The following is a 23,607-nucleotide window of genomic DNA, read 5'->3' as shown; positions in this document are numbered from 1 at the left end:
CCTTCGCTAGCAGGCTCGCTCCCACAGGGGGGCGGTGTTTTTGCGCGAGCGTTCTCCCTCTGAAATCAATTGCTCCTACACTGAGCCAATCTGTGCGATCTTCTCGCGATTGGCCCGTATCGGAGTGGTTTGATGCTGTCTTTCTTGACCGAACATCCGTTGTTTTGCGCGTTGATCCTGATCCTGCTCGATCTGGGCCTGTGGCGCCTGATCAGTTCCCGTGGCAGCGAGTGGAAGCTGTTGGTGCGGGTGCTGATTTTCAGCCTGTTCAGCGCGGTGCTGTTCAACGAAGGCCTCAACCCGATGGAGCCTGCGCCGTGGGCGGACAACGTGCCGTTGCATCTGGCGGCGACCGGGTTGCAGATCGGCTGGTGGCTGTTCGGTGCGCGCACCCTGACCGTGCTGATCGGCGCGGTGATGATGCAGCGCGTCGGGCACACCGGGCGGCTGTTGCAGGATCTGCTCGGTGCGGTGATTTTCCTGATCGCGATTATCGCGGCCCTGGCCTACGTGCTGGATCTGCCGGTCAAAGGTGTGCTGGCGACGTCCGGGGCCTTGGCGATCATTGTCGGTCTGGCGTTGCAGAGCACCCTCAGTGATGTGTTTTCCGGGATCGTGCTCAACACCACCAAGCCGTATCAGATCGATGACTGGATCTCCATCGACGGCACCGAAGGCCGGGTCATCGACATCGATTGGCGCGCTACGCGTCTGCAGACCAGCCAGGGCAGCATGGCGGTGATTCCCAACTCGCTGGCGGCCAAGGCCAAGATCATCAACTTCAGCCGGCCGAGCAACATGTTCGGCCTGGCCGTCAGTGTCCAGGTCAGCCCGCATGCCCGGCCCAATACGGTGATCGATGCGCTGGAACGGGCGATGCAGGGCTGCCGTCCGCTGCTGGACAATCCCGCGCCGAGCGTCGCACTGAAAAGCGCCAGCAGTACCGGTGTCGAATACGAAATCAGCGGCTTTGTGTCGTCTATGGACCAGAAACGTCCGGTGCGCAATCAGCTGTTCGATCTGGCTTACCGGCATCTGCAGGCGTCCGGGGTCAATCTGTTGTCGAGTGTCGAACCGATCGTCACCGGCAACCTTTCGCGGCCGCGGGCGCTGCTCGACAGCTCACCGATTTTCTCCACCCTGCGCCAGGAAGAGAAAGACACCTTCAGCCAGAACATGACCTTGCAAACCTTTCGTGCCGGCGAGACGATTCTCGAAGCCGGGGAGGTCAGCGATCATTTGTTCATCATCGAATCCGGCGTGGTCAGCGTGACGTTGACCCGCCATGGCAGCCCGTTCGAATCCGGGCGCATGGGGCCGGGCGAAGTGATTGGCGAGGCCGGGATTCTGTCCGATTCGTCGGTGCCGGCGACCTTCGCAGCAAAAACCTTTTGCGCGCTGTATCGCATCGAGAAGACCTACCTGAAGCCGTGCCTGGATGCCCGCCACGACATCAACGAGGCGATGAAAGCCTTGCTCGATTATCGCCTGCACAAGGCTCAGACCCTGACCCAGGACGTGCCGACCGTGGTGGCGAAAACCGGGTTCCTGCACTGGTTGCGTCAGCGCGTGTGACGGGGTGGTCTACTCGTCTTCCGGGAGATTGGCTATTTGTCCGGGGCAGTGGCGGGACTACCTTAGTCACACATTCACAGGCCCCGGAAACTCCACCATGAAAGCTCGTACCGATTTCTACACCGCCTCCCCAGACGCCCTGAAAGCGATGATGGCCCTGGAAACTGCGGTCTCGAAACTGCCGCTGGAAAAGACCCTGATTGAACTGGTCAAGCTGCGCGCTTCGCAGATCAACGGCTGCGCATTCTGCATCGACATGCACACCGCTGACGCTATCAAGGGCGGTGAGACCCCGCGCCGGCTGTTCGCGGTGACCGCGTGGCGTGAGGCGCCATTCTTCACCGAGCGCGAACGTGCGGCGCTGCTGTGGACCGAGTCGCTGACTCAACTGAGCCTGACTCACGCGCCGGACGAAGACTATGACATCGTCGCCGCGCAATTCACGCCCAAGGAAATGGTCGACCTGAGCGTGGCGATCAGCACCATCAACAGCTGGAACCGTCTGGCCGTGGGCTTCCGCAAAACCCCGCAGCTCTAACCCCTAACCCCTAACCCCTGTAGGAGCTGCCGCAGGCTGCGATCTTTTGACTTTGATTTTAAAAACAAGATCAAAAGATCGCAGCCTGCGGCAGCTCCTACAGGGGGAGGGGCGTTTCGGAAAGGGTGATCAATGCGCATCCGCACTCGGCGCAGCCGGTGGTTGTACCTTGCGCATCAAGGGCACCATCGCCGTGGCGATGATGAAGCACAGCATGATCATCAAGAAGGTATCGCCGTAGGTCTGGGTCTGCGCCTCGCGGTAGGTCAGCAGCCACAGTTGATGCAGGCCGGCGGTGGTCCCGACATCACCGCTCTGGCCCAATGTCGCCAGGTTGCCACCGACCTGCGCCAACCACTGATTCAGCGCCTCATTGCTGCTGTTCAAATGCTCGGCCAGGCGGGTGAAGTGCAGGTTGGTGCGGTCATTGAGAATGGTCGCGCACGCGGCAATCCCGATCGCCCCGCCCAGATTGCGCATCAGGTTGAACAGCCCCGAAGCGTGCTTCAAGCGCGCCGGTGCCAAGCCTCCCAAGGTCAGCGTCACTGCCGGCGGCACCGCCAGTTGCTGGGCGATCCCGCGCAGCGCTTGCGGCAACATCAATTGGCCGGCGCCCCAGTCGTGGGTGATTGGACTGAACTCCCACATCGATACGGCAAACAAGCCCAACCCAAGCATCATGATCCAGCGCAAATCCATGCGATTGGCGAGAAAGGCGTACAACGGAATCGCCATGATCTGGAACACCCCGGTGGAAAAAACCGCCAGACCAATGTCCAGCGCGCTGTAGCCTCGCACCCGGCCGAGAAACAGCGGCGTCAGGTAAATCGTCGCGAACAGACCAATCCCGGTGACGAAGGAAAAGAAGCAGCCGAGGGCGAAATTGCGATCCTTGAGTGCGCGCAGATCGACGATCGGATTGGCCACGTGCAAGGTGCGCCCGATAAAGGCCAGACCCGCCAGACCGCTGATCCATGCCGTGGTCAGAATCGTTTGATCGCTGAACCAGTTCCAGCGCGGGCCTTCTTCGAGGGTGTATTCCAGGCAGCCGAGAAACAGCGCGAGAAACACCATGCTCAGGTAGTCCGCGCCCTTGAGCAGCGCCAGTTCCGGCTGGTCGATCTTTACCAGCATTGGTACTGCGACGGCGACGAAAATCCCCGGCACCAGGTTGATGTAGAACAGCCAGTGCCATGAGGAAATGTCGGTAATCCAGCCGCCGATTACCGGACCCAGGGTCGGCGCCAGTGACGCCACGGCGCCGATGGTTGCGGCGGCGATCACCCGTTGTTTGCCGGTGAAGAAAAAGAACGCGGTGGTGAACACCAGCGGAATCATCGAGCCGCCGAGAAAGCCCTGCAGCGCCCGAAAGGCGATCATGCTCTGGATGTTCCACGCCACACCGCAAAGCAAACTGGCCAGGGTGAAGCCGACCGCCGAAGCACAGAATAGCCAGCGGGTGGAGAACACCCGCGACAGCCAGCCTGACAGCGGGATCACGATGATTTCGGCGATCAGGTAGCTGGTCTGCACCCACGCGGTTTCATCGGTGCCGGCCGAGAGCCCGCCGCCGATGTCGCGCAGCGAGGCCGAGACGATCTGGATGTCTAGCAGCGCGATGAACATGCCGATGCACATCGTGGCGAAGGCGAACACTTTGGTTGCGGTGGTCATGTCGGCGGCGTTGAACGGTTGCGCCGGGGCGGTGAGGGTGGTGCTCATGGTGCGACGGCCACGGCGCTGGATTCAGCGGGCGCGCGGGTGTCGACTTCAGCGGTGACCGACAAGCCTGGCCGCAGATGCCCGAGCACGCCGTCGGCCGGATCGAGCAGAATTCGCACCGGCACCCGCTGGACGATTTTGGTGAAGTTGCCGGTGGCGTTCTCTGGCGGCAGCACGCTGAATTGCGAGCCGGTGGCGGGGGCGAGGCTGTCGAGGCGGCCGTGGAACTCCTGGCCGGAAAGCACGTCGGCGCGGATGCTCACCCGTTGCCCGGGTTTCATCCGCGCCAGTTGGTCTTCCTTGAAATTGGCATCCACCCACAGACCGCTGGCCGGCACCACCGACAACTGTTGCGAACCCGCCTGAGCATAGGCGCCGACCCGCGCGCGGCGGTTGCNACGCCGTCAACCGGCGCGCGCAGCTCGGTGTAGCCGAGATTCAACTGCGCCAGATCACGCTCGGCCCGGGCTTGTTGCAGGGCGGCGCGGGCCTGTTGTTTCTGGGTGTCGATCACCGCCAGTTGGCGCTGGGCGGCGAGCAATTCGGCCTGGGCGCGGGCACTCAGGGCCTGGGCGGTCTTGAAGCTGGCGTCGGCGCGCTGGGCGCTTTCCACCGACACGGCATTGGTGCTGACCAGACGTTTGTAGCGCGCATTGTCATCCCGCGAGCGGGCGGTTTCGGCACCGGCGGCATCGATGCCGGCGCGGGCCTGGCCGATCACCGCTTGCTGCAGTTGTTCAGTGGCATCGAGGTTGGCCAGCAGCGCCTCTTCGGCGGCTACTGCGCCTTCGGCTTTGGCGAGGTTGGCGCGATAGTCGCGCGCGTCGAGGCGGATCAGCACGTCGCCGGCCTTGACCGACTGGTTGTCGCTGACCAGCACTTCTTCGATGTAGCCGGCAATCTTCGGCCCGATCACCGTGACGTCGCCACCGATGTAGGCATCGTCAGTCTCCTCGAGAAAACGCCCGGTGCTCCACCAATGACTGGCGTACACGCCGACCACGACCAGCGCGATCAGGCCAGAGCCGGTCAGCAGCAGGCGCTTGCGCAATGGCGGTTTGGCGGGGGTGACCGGGGCTGACAGGTCGGGCTCGAGGGTGGACATGGCGGTCATGGCGTAATACCTGCGGGAACGAGTAGTTATTACAGTCGTAATATGACGCAAGTAATATTTTGTGGCAATTATGTTTTTGTGCCGGTCGTCAGTTGCTTACCCGGCCTCGGGGTTTGGAGCGGTTTCGATGAATGACAGCCCTGGTAATGCGGGGCAGGTCTTCGAGTACTCGATGAAAGCCCTCGGGGAAACCCTGATGGCCTAGCGTTGAACACAGCAAAATCAAATGTTTAAGAAATGTAAGCGCTGTAGGAAGCGTCTTGCATTTGCGTAAGAAGGCTCTGACTATCACTCGCATTGATGAAGTGGCATTACGCCATTTCATGCTTGCAAGGATGTTGCGTGCCGTATTTGCTTCGCGCTGTTTCTCGTCGTCGCTTCACGCTTTGCCCGCTGTTGTCGGCCTTTGTGTTGAGTGTGTGTGCCTCCTCGATTCAAGCGGCTGACCCTGTTGCGCCGGGCCAGGAAGTGCTGCGCCAGCAGCAACAGCAACAGCGCGATCTGCAACAACTGCAGATGGAACAACGCAAGCGCCAACTGGAGCGCGGTGCGTTCGGTCCGGCACCGGCCACGCCGGCCATCCCGCAAACCGTCCCCCCCGATGAACGCTGCTGGCCACTGAGCGGCACGCGCATCGGCGGCGTTACGCTACTCGACAGCAACAAGCTCAACACGCGGATCAAACCGCTGCTGGCGCCGTGCATGGGCGTCGGCCAGATCAATCATTTGCTGGCGACCATCACCGCGATCTATGTCGAGCAGGGCTACATCGCCAGCCGCCCGTACCTGTTGAGCGCGCCGGCGGCGGGGCAGTCGCTGGACATCATGATCGACGAGGGCTACATCGAGTCCATCGAACTGGCCGATCAAAGCCTGCCCGTTTCGCTGGGCGGCGCGTTCCCGCACATGCTCGGCCAGCCGCTGAACCTGCGCGATCTGGAGCAAGGCCTCGATCAGTTGAACCGCTTGCGCTCGCTTGACCTGACCGCCGACATCGCCCCCAGCAGCCAGCCTGGCGCGTCGCGAATCATCCTGCGTTCGCGCACGGCCGGGCCGTCGCGCTGGGCGTTGGGGCTGGGCATGGACAACCTCGGCAGCGCCAGCACCGGGCGGGATCGCAACAGCGTCAGCCTGAGCGTCGACAGCCCGTTGCAACTCAACGACCTGCTGAGCCTCAGCGCCAGCGACACGTTGAATCAGGGCGACCGCTACAGTCGCAACGCCAGCCTGTATTACGCGATTCCCTATGGTTACTGGACCTACAGCGCATTCGCCAGCCACGCTGAATATCGCGCGCCGTTCAAACTGCCCAGCGCGATCCTGTACAGCACCGGCATCACCGATCAACTGAGCCTGCGCGCCGACCGCGTGTTGTGGCGCGACCAGAGCCGCCAGCTCAGCGCCAACCTGCAACTGGCACACAAGGACGTCGACAGCTACCTGGAGAATGTTCGCCTGGGCATTCAGAGCCCGACCCTGACCGTGGCCGAAGCCGGACTCAATCTGTTCTGGCTCGACCGTGCGGTGTGGAACCTCGACTTCACCTACTCGCAAGGCCTGCGCTGGCTGGGCGCCGATGACGACGCCAATCACGCGGTCAACAACCTGCCCAAAGCGCAATTTCACAAGTACCGCGCCGGCCTCAGCCAGTGGCGTAACGGCCAGTTCGGCGCGCAAGCGTGGCAGTGGCAAAGCCAGCTCAATTTGCAATACAGCCCCGACCCGTTGCCAGCCATCGAACAGTTGCTTGGCACCGACGATTCGGCAGTGCGCGGCTATCGGGTCAACAGCGCATCCGCTGCCAGCGGCGCGATCTGGCGCAACACCCTGCGTCTGCCCCTGCGTAACGACTGGCCGGTGCAGATCACCCCGCGCGTGGCGCTGGACAACGGCTGGCTCAAGGCCGACCACGGTGCCCAGAGCCAACGCCTGAGCGGCGCCAGCGTCGGGCTGAATCTGGGCTGGAAGAATCTGCAAGTGGACGTCGACTACCAGCGCGCCCTCAACACCCCCAACGGATTGCAGCACGAGCCAGAGACCTGGCTGATGCGCGTGGGGTTGCAGATATGAGCACCACCGAGACTTATCAAGCAGTGAATAAACAGCCGTCGGATCTGAGCGCGACAGCCACGGCCAATACTCAATCGCGCGCCGTGATGCCGTACTTACATGGAGACGTTTTTATGCCAGCACACACCTTTGCATTTCATCTTTCTCCTCGGGGCAAACTGCGCTGGGCGATCGCCAGCCTGTTCTTCGCCGTGCACCTGCCGACCGCTCTCGCCGGCGGTGTGGTGGTCGCACCCGGCCCCGGCGGCACCGCGCAATTGCAGACTCAGAGCGGCGTGCCCATCGTCAATATCGTCGCGCCCAACGGCTCGGGCCTGTCGCACAACCAGTTCCTCGACTACAACGTCGACCGTCAGGGGCTGGTGCTGAATAACGCCTTGCAGGCCGGGCAATCGCAGCTCGCCGGGCAACTGGCGGCCAACCCGCAACTTCAGGGGCAGGCGGCGAGCGTGATCCTCAACGAGGTGATCAGCCGTAACCCTTCGGCGATCAATGGCGCCCAGGAAATCTTCGGCCGCGCCGCCGATTACGTGCTGGCCAACCCCAACGGCATCTCGGTGAACGGCGGCAGTTTCATCAACACGCCGAACGCCAGTCTGCTGGTCGGTCGTCCTGAATTGAACGACGGCAAACTGCAAGCACTGAACACCCGCGATGCCAGCGGTCAGTTGCAGGTTCAGAGTGGCGGCCTGCGTAATGCCGAGGGTTCGGTCAACCTGATCGCCCCGCGTATCGACAGCCAGGGCCGCATCGACGCCCGCGATCAACTGAACCTCACGGTCGGACGCAATCAGGTGGATTACGCCAGCGGTCAGGTAAAAACCGTGGACCCGGCGGGCAACACCACCGATCAACGCATCGACGCCAGCCTGTTTGGCGCGATGCAGGCCGGGCGCATCAACATCGTCAGCACCGCCGAAGGCGCGGGCGTGCGTGTGGGTGCGGTGCATGTGGCCGGGCGTGACGGCGTGCAGATCCGTTCGGCTGGCGACCTGAGTGTCAGCGGTGAAGCCGTCCCCAACAGCCTCGAAGTGACCCGTGCCGGTATTCGCAGCAGTCAGGGCGATGTCGGCCTGCACAGCGGCAACGATCTGACACTGGCCGCCACCGACGTCAGTGGTCGCGACGTCAGCGTCAATGCCAAGCGCAATCTGACCCTGAGCAGCGTCGAAAGCCGCAAGCTTCAGCAGACGCGAGAAAACTGGAGCAACAGCACCATCGGCATCACTTGGGAAACCTACGACCGCACCCAGACCGACAGTGAAACTCGCCAGCACGGCAGCCAGATCGTCGCCAGCCGCGATGCGAAATTGTCTTCCGGCAAAGACACCGAACTCAAAGCGGCCAAAGTTGAAGCGGCGAAAAATCTCGATTTGCACAGCGGCGGTGATCTGCGCCTGACTGCGGCCACCGAAAGCCACACTCAGACCGATCAGGGCAACCATCGCAAGCATTTGTGGAAGGCTGACTGGAACAGCAGCAGCGAAGAGCAGCGCAGCCTCGGCAGCCAGTTGCAGGGTGGCAATATCGCGCTGCAAACCGCCGCGTTGTTGCGTTCCGAAGGCGCCGAACTGAACAGCGCCGGCGATGTGAAACTGACGGGCAAGCAAGTGGACGTCACCACCGCCACGCGCACCAGTCGCAGTAATAACAACAGCTACTCCGGCGACCTGGTTGGCGGCGGATTCTTCGGCAAGACCGGTGACGCCGACAAGGGCCAGACCCGGCATCAGGGCAGCAAAATCAATGCGGCCGGCAAACTGATCGTCAAGGCTGATGACGTGCGCATCAGCGGCAGCCAGGTCCGTGGCGGCACCGAGGCCAGCGTGATCAGCGATCAGGGTTCGCTGGTGATCGACGGCGTGCAGGACACCTCGCACAGCAACAACCACGACAAGGACAGCAAGTTCTTCGGCATCAGCAAGGACGAATCGCGGCAGAACGCCAGGGACAGCACCACGCTGCGCAGCGAGCTGGTCTCCGACAGCAACCTCAAGCTCAAAAGCGCCAAGGACATCGAAGTGGCCGGTTCCACGGTCAAGGCTGGCGGCGCGCTGACGGCGGACGCTGCCGGTGATGTGAACGTGCATTCCACGCAGAACAGCCACGACAGCAGTTCGACCACCGAGACCCGTGGCTTCGATGCCTACGCCAAAGAGCAAACGCCGGAGCAATACCGCGCCGGGGTGCACTATGAAGACAAGCAGCAGACCGTCACCCGCAACGACGTCAACCAGCAAGGTTCGAGCCTCAGCGGCGGCAGCGTGCAAGTGAAGGCCGGCGGCGATCTGACAATCAAGGGCGGTGAAGTCAAATCCACCGCCGGCGACACCACGCTGGGCGGCAAAAATGTGTCGTTGCTGGCCGAACAGGACAGCCACAAAACTTCGACCGACACCTCCAGCACCGGCGGTGGTTTCTACTACACCGGTGGCCTCGACCGCGCCGGCAGTGGTGTCGATTTTGCCCACAGCACCACGCAAGACAGCAGCAGCAAAACCACCGCGCAAACCACCAACGTGCAGAGCAGCGGCGGCTTGACCCTCAACGCCGACAAGCTGGTGACCGAAGGCGCGCAGGTCAAGGCTGGCAACAGTCTGAACGTCGCGGCCAACGAGATCGACAACCGCGCGGCAAGCAACACCGAAAGCAGCAGCCATAACCAGAGCAACTGGTCGGCGGACATCGGCGCCAATGTCGAGTACAAGGACATCGCCCGCCCGATTGCCGGTGCGGTCAAGGATGTGCTCAACGGCAAGGTGCCGGACAAGGAAGGCCTGAGCAATCTTGGCCAGCCGAACGTCGGCCTCGACGTGGCGATCGGTCACGGCAGCGCCGACAAGACCGAGCAGAGCAGCAACGCGGCAGTCAGTCGTTTCGATGGCGGCAGTGTCGACGTGAAAAGCGCCGGCACCCTGCGTGACCAGGGCACTCAGTACAGCGCGAGCAACGGCAAGGTCAACATCAGCGCTGACACACTGGTTGCCGATGCCGCGAGCAACACTCACAGCAGCACCGATAACTCAGTGGACGCCAAGGTCGACGTGCGCGTCTACACCAAGACCGGCGAAGACGTAAACGTCGCCGGCAGCGGCGCGGGCGGCAACCGCTACGCCAGCAAGGACAGCAGCACGGCGGTGGTCGGCGGTTATGCCGGCAATCAGGGCGTGAACATCAAAGTGGGCGGTGACGCGCAGTTCGCCGGCAGCCGTTTCGACGGCGCGCAGGGCGGTGTGAACATCAAGACTGGCGGCGATCTGGCGCTGAATCAGGCCAATGATCGCCAGAGCAGCAGCGACTCCAGCCTGCGCGGCAACGGCTCGCTGACGGTCGGCACCATGCCGGGCACCGACGGCACCAACGTCGACCTCGGCGCGGGCTTTCAGCTCGATCATACCGGCAAGCAGACCACTGACACTCAGGCTCATGTGGCGAGCATCAGCGGCAACGGCTCGGTGCAACTGAGCAGCGGCGGCAATCAGGTTCAGCAAGGCACGAAGATCGACAGCGCCGGCGCTATCGATCTGCACGCTGACGGCAAACTTGATCTGCAAGCGGCCACCGATACCCACACCGCGATCGGCAGCAATCTCGGCGGCGGTTTGAAGGGCGGCGGCAGCAAATCCAGCAGCGAGAAGAGTCGCGATCAGGGCGGTAATCTGAGCGGCAACTTCAATATCGGCCGGATCAACGAAAGCTCGCAGACGTTGACCGGTGGTCAGCTCAACAGCCAGAGCAACGTCGCGTTGAGCGGTGATGCGGTGCACCTGCAAGGCACGCAAGTCGGCGCGCCGAACGTCAGCATCGATGCGCAGAAGGGTGGTTTTGTTCAGGAGTCGGCGCAGTCTACCGAGAGCCGCAACAACTGGAACGTCGCGCTGAATGCCGGCGGCAACCTGAGCAGCAAGACCCCGACCGCCGCCGATGAACAGGCCAGCAGCGACCACGGCTTCAACGCCGGGGCCAAGGTCGGCGTCGATTACCTGCAAGACACCACCCAGCAGAACAGCCAGATCAAGGCTGACAGCGTGGTCCTCAACAGCGCAGGCGATGCACAACTGTCGGGGGCGCGGATCGACGCGAACACTGTCAGTGGCAAGGTCGCCGGTGATCTGACCGTCGACAGCCGTCAGGACTCGAAGACGCAAGCCAGGGTCGATGTCGATCTGGGCCTGACGGCGAAGAAGAACCCACCGAGCGACAAGGAAAAACTCGCCGGCACTGACTACAAACCAACGTTGAAAGCGCAGGGCGAATACGCGCACAAGGACAGCGTGGCGCAGGCGTCCGGCATCAGTGGCAATCAGGGTGTGAAGTTGAACATTGGTGGTGGCACGCAGCTGACCGGCGCGCGGATTTCATCGACTGAGGGCAAGGTCGATCTGGGCGGTTCGAAGGTCGGTAGCAGCGATCTGGTCAATCGTGAATATGGGGTGAAAGCCGGGCTGGACCTGCCGCAGAAAACCGAGGAGAACGCACCGAAGGTGTCGTTCGATAACGGCAATCTGAAAGTCGGTCCGGTGACCCTGAGCGGGAATCTGGACAGCCAGACCCTGCAGGCCGGGATCGACGAAAAAGGCTGAGCAGCACAGCTGTAAAAACTGTGGGAGCGAGCCTGCTCGCGATAGCGTCAGTTCAGTCAGCGAAGCTGTTGACTGAACCGGTGCCTTCGCGAGCAGGCTCGCTCCCACATTGTTTTTTGTTTCGATGAGACTTTGAGGTCAGTTCGAAGCCTTCGCTTTACCCGCATTCATCAGCACAACCACCGCCAGCAGCGCCGACAGGATCGAACCCAGCAACACCCCAACCTTCACCGAATCGACCAGATGCGGCGCGCCCGGAAAGGCCAGTGCGCCGATGAACAGGCTCATGGTGAAGCCGATCCCGCAGAGCAGGGCGACGCCGTACAGTTGCAGCCAGCTCGCGCCTTGCGGCAGTTGCGCCAGACCACTGCGAATCGCCAGGGCGCCGAGGCCGAGGATGCCGATCTGCTTGCCGAACAACAGGCCCAACGCGACGCCCAGCGGCACCGGCTCAAGCAGGTTGCTCGGGGAAATACCGCTCAATGACACGCCCGCGTTGGCGAAGCCGAAGATCGGCACCACGGCGAACGCCACCCACGGATGCATTTTTTCTTCGAGGTAGAGCAGCGGCGAGTTGTGCTCGTCTTCCGGGTTACCCAGCGGAATGCACAGGGCCAGAATTACCCCGGCGAGGGTCGCGTGGATCCCCGATTGCAGCATGAAGAACCACAGCAGGGCACCGGCGATCAGGTACGGCCACAGCTTTCTGACCCCGCAGCGGTTGAGGATCACCAGCAGCGCAATCACCGCCAACGAGGCCAGCAGCATGCTTATCGACAGGCCGCTGGTGTAGAAAATCGCGATGATCACCACCGCGCCCAGGTCATCGAGGATGGCCAGCGCCGAGAGGAAGATTTTCAACGAGACGGGCACCCGTTTGCCCAGCAGCGACAGCACGCCCAGGGCAAAAGCAATGTCGGTGGCAGCGGGGATCGCCCAACCGCTCAGGGTCTGTGGATTGCCCCAATTGATCGCAACGTAGATCAAGGCCGGGACCAGCATCCCGCCCAGTGCGGCAAAGCCCGGCAGCGCGCGCTGCCCCCAGGTCGACAACTGACCGGCGAGCATTTCGCGCTTGATCTCCAGGCCCACCAGCATGAAGAAGATCGCCATCAGGCCATCGTTCACCCAATGCTCGATCGACAGACCAGCGACTTTGATGTGCAGGGTCGAGAAGTAGGTGGCTGCCCAAGGCGAGTTGGCGACCAGCAGCGCGGCGAGGGCGGCGGCCATCAGGATCAGGCCACCGGCGGACTCGGCAGCGAAGAATCGGGTGAGAAAGGCCAAAGCAGACGGCGACTGCTGACGGGCAGCCTGCAGGCGTGACGGATCGTGGCTCATAGGCACGGGAACTCCGCGCGGCGGCCCGACCTGCGCTGAATTAAACCTGCCCTGCCGCGTTGTTGCGGTGGCACCCGGGCGGCATTTTACACAATAGGTGGGGGAAGGCGCGGTTTTACTGACGATTACCCTTGAATCGAGCGTTTCCAAGGAATGAATTGCCGGGCTTAATAGGAACCATTACTATTCGAACCCCTTTCCACAGCACGCTGTCATGACCCCCATGCTGCCCCGCAGACCCGGCTTTTTCGAGCATTACGAAGAGTTGATCGGCACTTGGACCCGGCGTCTGCGCAATCGCGCGCAGGCCGAGGATCTGGCGCACGACACCTTTGTGCGGGTGCTCGAATCCGATTCGGCAGCGGTGCAGCAGCCACGGGCGTATCTGCACCAGACCGCACGCAACATCGCGGTCGACGGTTATCGGCGTGAGGATCGGCGGGAAGCCATGGAGTCGCAGGCGATCGATCACAGTGTGTCGTCCACCGGCGACCCGGAGCATTACATGCAGGCGATCCAGTTGGCCGACTCCATCGAACGGGCGCTGCAGGAACTGCCGCTCAATTGCCGGAGGATTTTCGTCTGGCAGAAGATCGAAGGGCTGACTCAGGCAGAGATCGCCGAACGCCTGGGACTGTCCAGGAACATGGTCGAAAAATATATGATTCGCACCCTGCGGCATCTGCGCGACCGTCTCGACGGCATGCAGTCATGAGCGACCACCGCTTTTCATCCTCAGCCCGACAGGACATTCCATGATGGATACCCGTGATTGCGCGTGCGGGCAAACAACGGTGCGCGATGAAGCGGCACGCTGGTTTGTGCGTTTGCAGGAACCGCTGATCAGTGCCGACGAGCAGCAGCGCTTCGACGCTTGGCTGAACCAGCACCCGCAGCACCGTGACGAATTCCAGTTGCTGCAAGGTCTGTGGACAGCCGCCGATCTGTTACCGGCGCCACGCCTCAAGGCGCTTGTTGAAACACCGTCAACCCGCCGCGAGCGACGTCCTTTACTGCGTTATGCCGTGGCCGCCAGCGTGTTGGCGGTGGCGCTCGGGCTCGGTCTGTTCAGTGGTTTGAATCATCCGGGCGGCTATCACGCCGAGTTCGCCACGGCGTTGGGCGAACGCAAGCACGTGGCGTTGCCGGACGGTTCAGTGATTGATCTGAACAGCCGCAGCCGTCTGCAGGTGCGTTTTGAGCAGGATCGACGACTGATCGAATTGAGTGAAGGCGAAGCGATGTTCAGCGTTCAGCACGACACCGCGCGCCCGTTCGTAGTTGAGGCTGGCAGCGGCAAGGTCACGGTCACCGGCACGCGTTTCGATGTGCGCCGCGATCTTGCGCAAACCCGGGTTGCGGTGGAGCAGGGCACGGTCAAGGTGCAGGGGCGCAATGCACCGGACAATGCTTTCATCAACCTCACCGCAGGCCTCGGCACCCATGTCGACGCCGAGGGCAAAGTCGCTGCGGCCTATGCGGTCAACCCCGTCGAACTGACGGCCTGGCGCAGCGGCAAACTGGTGTTCAACAACGCCAGCCTCAGCGAAGTGGTGGCGGAGGTTTCGCGTTATCGCGACAAACCGCTGAAGGTCGCCAACGCGACGGTGGCCAACCTGCGCCTGACCAGCGTGTTCAAATCCGACAACACCGACGCCTTGCTCAAGGCCCTGCCAAACATCCTGCCGGTGGCCGTGCGCACCCTGGCCGACGGCAGTCAGGAAATAATTTCAAAATAACATTCAGGTTTTTTTCGAGTTCATCGTCTTCCTGTTCAACTGCAACTGGTTTGCATTAACAGACGCACACTCTTGCGATCCACAGGACTACGTTCGACGTGAAAAACACCTCAGCCCACAACAAAAAATCCCCTTGGCTGCCGCTGGCTCTCGCGCTGGCGGTCAATGCCGCCGTGCCGCTGGCCTTCGCCGCTGAAGCCATTCACATCCGCGCCCAGCCGCTGGGCCAGGCCCTGAGCGAACTTGGCCAGCAAACTTCGCTGCAGGTTTTCTTCAGCCCGGATCTGGTTGCTGGCAAACAGGCACCGGCGGTCGACGGCAACCTTTCCCCCGAGCAGGCGCTGCGTCAGTTGTTGCAGGGCAGTGGCCTGGAGTATCAGATCAACGAAGGCTCGGTGACTTTGGCTCCAGTCGCGACCGCCGCCAGCAATGGCCCGCTGGAACTGGGCGTGACCGACATTAAAGTGGTCGGCGACTGGCTCGGTGACGCTGATGCAGCGGTGGTGCAGAACCACCCGGGTGCGCGTACGGTGATCCGCCGCGAAGCCATGGTCGAGCAGGGCGCGATGAACGTCAGTGATGTGCTCAAGCGCGTGCCCGGCGTGCAGGTGCAGGACTCCAACGGCACCGGCGGCAGCGACATCGCGCTGAACGTTGGCGTGCGTGGTCTGACTTCACGACTGTCGCCACGCTCCACGGTGTTGATCGACGGCGTGCCGGCCGCGTTTGCACCGTACGGCCAGCCGCAACTGTCGATGGCGCCGATCTCTTCCGGCAACCTCGACAGCATCGATGTGGTGCGTGGCGCCGGTTCCGTGCGTTATGGGCCGCAGAACGTCGGCGGCGTGATCAACTTCGTCACCCGCGCCATCCCGGAAAAAGCTACCGGGGAAATCGGCACTACCCTGGAAACCTCCCGTTACGGCGGCTGGAAACACATCGACACGGCGTTCCTCGGCGGCACCGCCGACAACGGCATGGGCGTGGCGTTGTTGTATTCCGGGGTCAACGGCAACGGTTACCGCGAGCGCAACAACGGTAACGACATCGACGATGTGCTGCTCAAGACCCATTGGGCGCCAACCGATCAGGACGATTTCAGCCTCAACTTCCATTACTACGACGCCAGCGCCGACATGCCCGGCGGCCTGACGCAGAAGCAGTACGACGACAAGCCGTACGACTCGGTGCGCGATTACGACAACTTCAGCGGTCGGCGCAAGGACGTATCGTTCAAGTGGATTCGCCAGATCGACGAGCGTACCCAGGCAGAAATCCTCACCTACTACACCGACAGTTTTCGCGGCAGCACCATCGCCGCCCGCGACCAGAGAACCCTCAGCTCGTACCCGCGTTCCTACTACACCCTCGGTGTCGAACCGCGGGTGTCGCGGGTGTTTGACGTCGGCCCGACCACTCAGGAAGTCAGCGTCGGTTATCGCTACCTGAAAGAGGCGATGCACGAACAGTCGAGTCGTCTGGCGCTGCTCAACAATCAGCCGGTGGTCACTCCGACGTCCGACGGCCATGTGTTCCAGGACCGCACCGGTGGCACCGAGGCCAACTCGGTGTATGTCGACAACAAGATCGACGTCGGCAACTGGACCATCACTCCGGGCATTCGCTTCGAACACATCAGCACCGACTGGCATGACCGCGCCGTGCTCGATACTTCGGGCAAACGCGTGCCGGAGAAAAACCGCAGCATCGAGAGCAATGAACCGCTGCCGGCGCTGAGCGTGATGTATCACCTGTCGGATGCATGGAAACTGTTCGCCAACTACGAAACCTCGTTCGGCAGCCTGCAGTATTTCCAGCTCGGCCAGGGCGGCTCGGGTGACCAGACCGCCAACGGCCTGGAGCCGGAAAAAGCCAAGACTTACGAGATCGGCACGCGCTACAACGATGATGTGTGGGGCGGGGAAGTGACGCTGTTCTACATCGACTTCGATGACGAGCTGCAATACATCAGCAACGATGTCGGCTGGACCAACCTCGGCGCGACCAAGCATCAGGGCATCGAAGCGTCGGTGCATTACGACATGGCCGCGCTCGATCCGCGTCTCGACGGGCTGACCGCCAACGCCGGTTTCACTTACACCCGCGCGACCTACGAGGGTGAGATTCCGGGCTTCAAGGGCCGTGATCTGCCGTTCTATTCGCGGCAGGTGGCGACCGTAGGCTTGCGTTACGACGTCAATCGCTGGACCTACAACATCGACGGTTTCGCCCAATCGAAACAACGCTCGCCGGGCACCGGGGTCAACGCCGATGGCAGCTTCAACGGCAATTACATCACCGAAGGCACGGCCGATGGGCAGTATGGCGACATTCCGGGTTACGTGACCTGGAACGTGCGCGGCGGTTATGACTTCGGGCCACAAGTGTCGAATCTGAAACTGGGTGCCGGGGTGAAAAACGTCTTCGACAAGCAGTACTTCACCCGCTCCAGCGACAACAATTCGGGGATGTATGTCGGCGCGCCGCGGACGTTCTTCGTGCAGGCCAGCGTCGGTTTCTAATGACGCCTGATCCTGTGGCGAGGAAGCTTGCTCCCGCTGGACTGCGCAGCAGACCCGATTTTTTGGGGGTGCTCCACAACCCGGCGGGAGCAAGCTCCCTCGCCACAATGATGGGGTTCAGACCTTGAGGACTTTGCCGCCGATGGCGACGGCCACCAACAGCAGCGCCATCAACCCGAAGGCAAAACTCAGACTGCTGGCATGCGCGACAAAGCCGATCACCGCCGGTCCCGCCAGAATCCCTGCGTAACCCAGGGTGGTAATGGCTGGCACTGCGATGCTTTCCGGCATGACGGTTTGCTTGCCCACCGCGGTGTACAGCACCGGCACGATGTTCGAACAGCCCGCGCCCACCAGCGCATAACCCAGCAGCGCCGCTTCCCAGCTCGGCGCGAATGTCGCCAGAAACAGACCTGCAGCTGCCAACAGACCACCAAACAGAATGATCCGCGTAGCCCCGACACTGCGCACGATCCGGTCACCCAGCAGGCGTCCCACCGTCATGGTCAGGGCAAATGCGGCGTAACCCAAGCCCGCATACGCCGTGTCGATCCCGCGTTCCTGTGCGAGGAACACCGCGCTCCAGTCGAGCGCCGCGCCTTCGGTGAGGAACACGATGAAACACATCCCGCCGATGAACAGCACGATGCCGTGGGGAATGGCGAAGGCAGGTCCCGAGCTTTCACTGCCGTACGGCAACATGTGCGGTACACACTTGAACAGCGCGCCGGCCAACACCGCTACCACTACCAGCATCGCTGCCAGCGGCGTCAGGCCGAGGCCGAGCAGGGCGCTGACCCCTGCTGCGCCGACAATCCCGCCGAGGCTGAACAGGCCATGAAACCCCGACATCATATGCTTGCCACTGGCCCGCTCGACGATCACCGCTTGCAGGTTGACGGTCGAATCCACCGTGCCCAACCCGGCGCCGAACATGAACAGCGTGGCGATCAGCGCCGGTATCGACGACACCGTCGCCAGCAACGGCAGCGCCGCGCAGATCAGCAGGGTGCCGCCGGTGGCGACTTTGCGGCAGCCGAAGCGCGTGGCGAGAATCCCCGCCAGCGGCATTGCGAGAATCGAGCCGACGCCGAGGCACAACAGCAGCAGGCCCAACGTGCCTTCGTCGAGCCCGGCGCGAGCCTTGGCGTATGGCACCAATGGCGCCCACGCGGCAATGCCCAGGCCGGCGATGAAGAAAGCGATGCGCGTCGACATCTGCTGCAGGCGTCCGGGGACGAAGGTGTCTTGGGGGTTGAGGCTGGTCATATCGATCCTTGGCAAAAAACGTCGCGTCCCCCGAATGACAGTCATCGCGCGGCGAGGTTCGATCGCAGGTCTCGGGGCGGGGCAGCCGACATCCTAACCTGTAGGCGTGAGATTGCTCTCGATGACGGTGGATCAGGCAATGAAAAGGATGCCTGAAAGCCCGCTATCGCGAGCAGGCTCACGCCTACCGGGGATCGCGGTTTAAAGTGAGTGCTTCCACAAGACGAGCAGGGACGGTGATGACGCAGTTCTACGATGCGCGAGGCAATATTTACGGGGTGATTTCGCCGCAGGCACTTCGTGAGGCGGGGATCGATCTGCCGATGGGAGCCGCGCAGTGTGCTGTGTCGAGACCGGCGTGGAGTCAGGCAGCCATTGCGCTGTGCTGCGACTGGCCCGAGGGCCAGCGTCCGGCGGGGAGCAAGGCGCACCGCAGCGACGGTTTGCTGATCGGTCCGTTCCAGTCAGCGCCGCCGTTCGACGTGCTGATCGTCAACACCGACGGCACCTTGGCCGAGCGCAGTGGCAATGGCCTGACGATTTTTTCCCAGTCGTTGCTGGAGCAAGGGCTGATGCCAACGCAAGGGGCGTCGCTGCGAGTGCATCACGACAAGGGTGATGCCGTGGAAACCTCGGTGAAACCGGCCGTAGTCGAAGGCGTGAATGGTTTCTGGCTGGACCTTGGTCAACCGGGCTTCGGGCCTTCAGCGGTGGGTGCGCAGCAGGTTGAACAGCGCGGGTTCAATGGTCATGAGGTGAGCCACGTAGCGCCATTGGCACAACTCGATTCCGCGTGGCAGCACAGTCAATTCGTGCGCATCGGCAATCCGCATTGCGTAACGTTGTTGACCGACATCGCCGAGTTGCCGAGCAACTCACAAATGCGCCAGTCGCCATGGGCCGAAGGCCTGACCCGAATCGCCTACGCGATGCCGACGGGCGCCGGCCAGCCATGCCCGGCGGGCGTCAATCTGCAATGGGCCGCGCTTGAGTCAGCGCAGCGCATCATCGCCCGAGTGTTCGAACGTGGTGAAGGACCGACGGCGTCTTCCGGTACCAGCGCCAGTGCAGTGGCCTGTGCGGCATGGGCGGTGGGTTGGGTGGCGAGTGGGGAGGTACACGTCGTCATGCCGGGCGGGACGGCGCCGGTGTTGCTTGAAGAAGAGCGGGGCGAATTGATGCGGGTCAGGTTGTTTGGTACGGCTCGCTTGATCGGTTGAAGCGGCAATCGCCTTCGCTGGCAAGCCAGCTCCCACAGGGAAATGCATACCCATGCAGGATCGCGAGCATTCTGTAGGAGCTGCCGCAGGCTGCGATCTTTTGATCTTGTTTTTAGAATCAAAAACAAAGATCGCAGCCTGCGGCAGCTCCTACAGGAAATGGCGGTCAGTCAAGAGGGTTGTTGAACTCCACCACCGGCATCTGCCGCTTCATCAGCACCTTGCCGCCGCGAATCGAATACAGCGGCAGGCCCTGGCTGCGGATCACTTCGTAATCGCTGTCCGCCGACAGAATCAACAGGTTGGCCGGACGCCCCTGTTCCAGGCCGTAACGCTCGCCCAGGTGCATGGCCTTGGCGCTGTTGTCGGTGACCAGATCCAGCGCGTTCTGCAGGTTGCGATAGCCGAGCATATGGCAAATGTGCAACCCGGCCTCAAGCACGCGCAGGATGTTGCCGTTGCCCAGCGGGTACCACGGATCAACGATTGAATCCTGGCCAAAACACACGTTCATCCCGGCCTCCAGCAGCTCGTTGACCCGGGTCACGCCTCGACGTTTCGGGAAGTTATCGAAACGTCCCTGCAAGTGAATGCTTTCGGTCGGGCACGAGACGAAACTGATCCCGGAATGACCGAGCAAACGGAACAATTTCGCGCAGTAAGCGTTGTCGTAAGAGCCCATCGCCGTGGTGTGGCTGGCCGTGACCCGCGCGCCCATGTCGCGGCTGCGTGCCTCTTCGGCGAGTACCTCAAGAAAGCGCGAATGGGGGTCATCGGTTTCGTCGCAATGCACATCGACCAGGCAACCGGTGCGTTCGGCCAGGTCCATCAGAAACTTCACCGAACTGACGCCTTGGTCGCGGGTGTATTCGAAATGCGGAATGCCGCCCACCACATCGGCGCCCATGCGAATCGCTTCTTCCATCAGCTCGCGACCGTTGCGGAACGACTCGATGCCTTCCTGTGGGAACGCGACGATTTGCAGGTCGATCAGATGGCGGGTTTCTTCGCGGACTTCGAGCATCGCCTTCAGCGCGGTGAGCTGCGGGTCGGTGACGTCGACGTGGGTGCGCACGTGCTGAATGCCGTGAGCGGCCAAGGCTTGAATGGTCTTCTTGGCGCGGGTTTTGGTGTCTTCTTCGGTGATGGTGACCTTGCGCTCGCCCCAGCACTCGATGCCCTCGAACAGCGTGCCACTCATGTTCCAGCGCGGTTCGCCAGCAGTCAGCGTGGCGTCGAGGTGGATGTGCGGCTCGACGAAAGGCGGCACCACCAGATTGCCGCCGGCGTCGAGGTCGCCGGGGTTGAGGGTCGGGGCTTCGGTCTGGCGGCCGATGCTGCGGATCAGGCCGTCTTCCAGGTGCAGTTCGTGCAAACCTTCCTGGTTGCGCAGCCGGGCGTTGATGATGTGCATCAGGCGAATCCTTCTTTCTTATAGGTCTGGTAGTGGCGCACTGGCGCGACGGGCGCCGAGCAGGCCGGTGACGATGACATACGTTAGCGCGGCGGCGGCAATCCCTACCAGCGGCGCGACCCACGGCGAATGGAACGCGGCGAGCGTACCGACCGCGTAAGCCCCCAGCCCCGGCCAGTTGAACGCCGGCAGCCGTGTGTCGGCCAGACGCGGATAGCGCCCACGCCAGCGGAAGAAAAAGTCGGCCATGATCACCCCGCCAATCGGTGGAATCACCGTGCCCAGCAGGATCAGGTACGGCACCAGCATGTCGTACATGCCCAGCAGCGCGAGCAGGGTGCCGATCACCGCGCCGGCCAGGGTCACGGTCTTGCGCCGCCCGGTGCGCAGCAGGTTGCAACCGGCGACGGCGAAGTTATAGATGGTGTTGTCCTGGGTGCTCCAGATATTCAGTAACAGCATGGCCATTGCGGCCATGGCGAAGCCTTGCAGCAACAACACTTCAACCACGTCGGGCTGCTGATAGACGATTGCGCCGTAGGCACCGATCAGCACCATCAGGCCATTGCCGATGAAAAATCCGATCAGGCTCGCCAGCACGGCAACCCGTGCCGAGCGCGAGAAACGTGTCCAGTTGGTGGCCTGCGTCGCGCCGCTGACGAAGGTGCCGAACACCAGCGTGATCGCGGTCGACCAGTCCAGCGAACCGCTCGGCACCACCGCCAGCAACCCATCGAGGCCACCGACTTTCACGGTCGCAACCCACATCGACAGCATCAGCAGCAACATCATTGCCGGCACCGCGATGTACGACAGGATCTCCAGGCCGCGATAACCAACATACGCCGTGGCGCAGAACACCAGGCCGAACAGCACCATCAGGCCCAGCACCGTGCCTTGCTCCAGCGCGAAGTATTTGCCAATCACCACGGCGGCGGTTGCAGTGCCCCAGGCGTACCAGCCGATCTGGGTAAATCCCAGGATCAGGTCACTGAGTTTGCTGCCAACCTCACCAAAACAGAAACGCCCCATCAGCACCGAATTAAGCCCGCTCTTGAAGGCGATATAACCCAGACCTGCCGCGTACAGCCCGAGCAGCAGGTTACCGACGATGATCACCGCCATCATCTCGCCAAAACTGAAGGCCACGCCGAGCTTGCCGCCGGCAAACATGGTTGCGGTGAAAAATGTGAATCCCAGTAACACCATGGCGGTCGAGGCCAGGCCTTTTCGCGCATGCATCGGGACTTCGCTGAGGGGGTAGTCGTTGCCGGGATCGTTTTGCGTCATGGGGCGTTCCTTGCTGAATAGGGGGGACGCGAAGCAGGTTGCAGTGGTCGTGCCAAATCCGGTTGGCGCGGGTTATGTATAGACGAGACACATGGATTGGCGCGAAAGCGGTGCAACCGAATGCACCCGAGCCCAAAGTGGGAGCGAGCCTGCTCGCGAAGGCGGCGAGTCAGGCGACATCTGCAATGGCTGATATTCCGCTTTCGCGAGCAGGCTCGCTCCCACCAGGAATGGGTGTTGGGTCAGAGGAATCTGAGCAATGCAGCGACGATCGCTTCCGGGGCGTCCTCCTGAACGAGGTGGCCGGCGTTGGGGATCGGGTGAAATTGTGATCCCGGGATCATCTGGTGTAACGCCCGACCCCGTTCGATGGGAATCCACTGATCGACTTCACCCCAGAGAATCTGCACCGGGCAGCGGATGCTTGGGTACAGCGGTTCGGCCTCGCGGGTGTAGCGTTCGTCCATCTGCGCGATCTGCCGATAGAACGCCGCTTGCCCCGGATCGCCGAGCCACGGTTGCACGTAGGGCGCCAGTTCAGCGTCGGGGATGTCGCGGTGAATCGCCCCGCGAATGTAGGTCGGGACGATCGCGCGCTGGATGTAGTCCGGCAGGCCGCTGAACGCCGTTTCATGCTGGCGCACATGCTGCACGAACGGCGATCCCCATGGCGTCAGCGCCACCGGATCGATCAGCGTCAGGCTGCGGTAGTCCCTGCCATTGAGCAAGTGTGTGCGCAGTGCGGTGGCGCCGCCGAAATCGTGGGCGACCACGTCTGGGCGCTGGATGTTCCAGTGATCGAGCAAATGCGCGAGAAGTTGATTCTGCACGCCGAGGGAAACGTCGGCGTCCGGTTGTGCGGAGCGTCCGTAGCCCAGCAGGTCGAAATAATGCACCCGGTGACTGGCAAAGAAATGCGGCGCGATGCGGTGCCACACATACGATGAGAACGGCGTGCCATGCACGAACACCAGCGGCGGGCCGTCACCGCGCACGGTGTAGCGTATGGGATGCCCATCGAAATCGAAGACCTGATCCAGCAGCCAGTCCGTCATCGGCCTGTCCTCTTGGCGGGGTTGAGCCAAAAAGCATAGGCATAAAAAGCAGCCGTGAAGGCTGTTCTCTATTTTCCTGACAAAACACCATTCCCTGTGTAGGAGCTGCCGCAGGCTGCGATCTTTTGATTTTGAATTTAAAAAACAAGATCAAA

14 protein-coding genes and 1 pseudogene are annotated in these 23,607 nt (G+C 62.2%); 8 read left to right on the top strand and 7 right to left on the bottom strand.

Features of this window, described 5'->3' with window-relative positions:
- The first annotated feature begins 132 nt into the window (after positions 1-132).
- Together ACTJKS_RS11495 and ACTJKS_RS11490 are read left to right on the top strand one after the other, a co-directional pair.
- On the top strand, positions 133-1,575 hold the full coding sequence (locus tag ACTJKS_RS11495) for a mechanosensitive ion channel domain-containing protein (RefSeq protein ID WP_198760383.1): 1,443 nt from the start codon (positions 133-135) through the stop codon (positions 1,573-1,575).
- Between the two features lie 97 nt (positions 1,576-1,672).
- On the top strand, positions 1,673-2,113 hold the full coding sequence (locus tag ACTJKS_RS11490) for a carboxymuconolactone decarboxylase family protein (protein WP_086794853.1): 441 nt from the start codon (positions 1,673-1,675) through the stop codon (positions 2,111-2,113).
- 129 nt (positions 2,114-2,242) lie between these two features.
- Here the strand turns inward: ACTJKS_RS11490 and ACTJKS_RS11485 are convergent, their stop codons facing one another.
- Both ACTJKS_RS11485 and ACTJKS_RS11480 read right to left on the bottom strand, forming a co-directional pair.
- The gene (locus ACTJKS_RS11485) at positions 2,243-3,835 is read right to left on the bottom strand and encodes a DHA2 family efflux MFS transporter permease subunit (RefSeq protein ID WP_262949475.1); all 1,593 of its coding nucleotides are present in this window, start codon (positions 3,833-3,835) and stop codon (positions 2,243-2,245) included.
- Positions 3,832-4,949, bottom strand: a pseudogene (locus tag ACTJKS_RS11480) (HlyD family secretion protein). Before ACTJKS_RS11480 ends, ACTJKS_RS11485 begins: the two are co-directional and overlap by 4 nt.
- A 342-nt stretch (positions 4,950-5,291) precedes the next feature.
- On the opposite strand from ACTJKS_RS11480, the gene ACTJKS_RS11475 reads away from it, so the two are divergent.
- Positions 5,292-7,019 carry a ShlB/FhaC/HecB family hemolysin secretion/activation protein gene (locus ACTJKS_RS11475; protein WP_262949478.1) on the top strand — a complete coding sequence of 576 codons (1,728 nt, stop codon included), beginning with the start codon at positions 5,292-5,294 and terminating at the stop codon, positions 7,017-7,019.
- 113 nt (positions 7,020-7,132) lie between these two features.
- Positions 7,133-11,602 (top strand): hemagglutinin repeat-containing protein, encoded by a 4,470-nt coding sequence (locus ACTJKS_RS11470; RefSeq protein ID WP_440828830.1) that lies wholly within the window; start codon positions 7,133-7,135, stop codon positions 11,600-11,602.
- A gap of 138 nt (positions 11,603-11,740) precedes the next feature.
- Here the strand turns inward: ACTJKS_RS11470 and nhaA are convergent, their stop codons facing one another.
- Positions 11,741-12,943: a Na+/H+ antiporter NhaA gene (nhaA, locus tag ACTJKS_RS11465; protein ID WP_262949487.1), complete on the bottom strand. Its 1,203-nt coding sequence runs from the start codon at positions 12,941-12,943 to the stop codon at positions 11,741-11,743.
- A 214-nt stretch (positions 12,944-13,157) separates the two neighbouring features.
- Here nhaA and ACTJKS_RS11460 point away from each other — a divergent pair, with 214 nt between their 5' ends.
- The 3 genes from ACTJKS_RS11460 to ACTJKS_RS11450 all read left to right on the top strand — a co-directional run bounded on the left by ACTJKS_RS11460 (position 13,158) and on the right by ACTJKS_RS11450 (position 17,204).
- Positions 13,158-13,658, top strand: coding sequence for a sigma-70 family RNA polymerase sigma factor (locus tag ACTJKS_RS11460; protein WP_108182218.1), 501 nt, complete (start codon positions 13,158-13,160; stop codon positions 13,656-13,658).
- A gap of 40 nt (positions 13,659-13,698) precedes the next feature.
- Entirely contained in the window at positions 13,699-14,682 is a 984-nt protein-coding gene (locus ACTJKS_RS11455) for a FecR family protein (RefSeq protein WP_222015342.1), read from the top strand.
- A gap of 98 nt (positions 14,683-14,780) precedes the next feature.
- Entirely contained in the window at positions 14,781-17,204 is a 2,424-nt protein-coding gene (locus ACTJKS_RS11450; RefSeq protein WP_262949480.1) for a TonB-dependent siderophore receptor, read from the top strand.
- Between the two features lie 117 nt (positions 17,205-17,321).
- Here the strand turns inward: ACTJKS_RS11450 and ACTJKS_RS11445 are convergent, their stop codons facing one another.
- Positions 17,322-18,473, bottom strand: a complete 1,152-nt coding sequence (locus tag ACTJKS_RS11445; protein ID WP_262949481.1) for an MFS transporter — start codon at positions 18,471-18,473, stop codon at positions 17,322-17,324.
- 239 nt (positions 18,474-18,712) lie between these two features.
- Here ACTJKS_RS11445 and ACTJKS_RS11440 point away from each other — a divergent pair, with 239 nt between their 5' ends.
- The gene (locus ACTJKS_RS11440; protein ID WP_198760030.1) at positions 18,713-19,693 is read left to right on the top strand and encodes a diaminopimelate epimerase; all 981 of its coding nucleotides are present in this window, start codon (positions 18,713-18,715) and stop codon (positions 19,691-19,693) included.
- A 166-nt stretch (positions 19,694-19,859) separates the two neighbouring features.
- Here the strand turns inward: ACTJKS_RS11440 and codA are convergent, their stop codons facing one another.
- The 3 genes from codA to ACTJKS_RS11425 all read right to left on the bottom strand — a co-directional run bounded on the left by codA (position 19,860) and on the right by ACTJKS_RS11425 (position 23,452).
- Positions 19,860-21,107 carry a cytosine deaminase gene (gene codA / locus ACTJKS_RS11435; protein ID WP_262949482.1) on the bottom strand — a complete coding sequence of 416 codons (1,248 nt, stop codon included), beginning with the start codon at positions 21,105-21,107 and terminating at the stop codon, positions 19,860-19,862.
- A gap of 18 nt (positions 21,108-21,125) precedes the next feature.
- A complete protein-coding gene (gene codB, locus ACTJKS_RS11430) occupies positions 21,126-22,397 on the bottom strand; it encodes a cytosine permease (protein WP_108182225.1) in 1,272 nt (423 codons plus the stop codon).
- A gap of 242 nt (positions 22,398-22,639) precedes the next feature.
- Positions 22,640-23,452, bottom strand: coding sequence for an alpha/beta fold hydrolase (locus ACTJKS_RS11425; protein ID WP_108182226.1), 813 nt, complete (start codon positions 23,450-23,452; stop codon positions 22,640-22,642).
- Positions 23,453-23,607 lie beyond the last annotated feature (155 nt).

The sequence above is a fragment of the Pseudomonas sp. 22189 genome, from assembly GCF_052045635.1.
Taxonomy (GTDB): domain Bacteria; phylum Pseudomonadota; class Gammaproteobacteria; order Pseudomonadales; family Pseudomonadaceae; genus Aquipseudomonas; species Aquipseudomonas parakoreensis.
The sequence above is the reverse complement of the archived record's forward strand: the minus strand, read 5'-3'. Positions and strand labels throughout refer to the sequence as shown.

Excerpts from the sequence above, each read along its gene's own strand:
- ACTJKS_RS11495 (WP_198760383.1), top strand. The coding sequence starts at position 133 with ATGCTGTCTTTCTTGACCGAACATCCGTTGTTTTGCGCGTTGATCCTG.
- ACTJKS_RS11490 (WP_086794853.1), top strand. The coding sequence starts at position 1,673 with ATGAAAGCTCGTACCGATTTCTACACCGCCTCCCCAGACGCCCTGAAA.
- ACTJKS_RS11485 (WP_262949475.1), bottom strand. The coding sequence starts at position 3,835 with ATGAGCACCACCCTCACCGCCCCGGCGCAACCGTTCAACGCCGCCGAC.
- ACTJKS_RS11470 (WP_440828830.1), top strand. The coding sequence starts at position 7,133 with ATGCCAGCACACACCTTTGCATTTCATCTTTCTCCTCGGGGCAAACTG.
- nhaA (WP_262949487.1), bottom strand. The coding sequence starts at position 12,943 with ATGAGCCACGATCCGTCACGCCTGCAGGCTGCCCGTCAGCAGTCGCCG.
- ACTJKS_RS11460 (WP_108182218.1), top strand. The coding sequence starts at position 13,158 with ATGACCCCCATGCTGCCCCGCAGACCCGGCTTTTTCGAGCATTACGAA.
- ACTJKS_RS11455 (WP_222015342.1), top strand. The coding sequence starts at position 13,699 with ATGATGGATACCCGTGATTGCGCGTGCGGGCAAACAACGGTGCGCGAT.
- ACTJKS_RS11445 (WP_262949481.1), bottom strand. The coding sequence starts at position 18,473 with ATGACCAGCCTCAACCCCCAAGACACCTTCGTCCCCGGACGCCTGCAG.
- ACTJKS_RS11440 (WP_198760030.1), top strand. The coding sequence starts at position 18,713 with ATGACGCAGTTCTACGATGCGCGAGGCAATATTTACGGGGTGATTTCG.
- codA (WP_262949482.1), bottom strand. The coding sequence starts at position 21,107 with ATGCACATCATCAACGCCCGGCTGCGCAACCAGGAAGGTTTGCACGAA.
- codB (WP_108182225.1), bottom strand. The coding sequence starts at position 22,397 with ATGACGCAAAACGATCCCGGCAACGACTACCCCCTCAGCGAAGTCCCG.
- ACTJKS_RS11425 (WP_108182226.1), bottom strand. The coding sequence starts at position 23,452 with ATGACGGACTGGCTGCTGGATCAGGTCTTCGATTTCGATGGGCATCCC.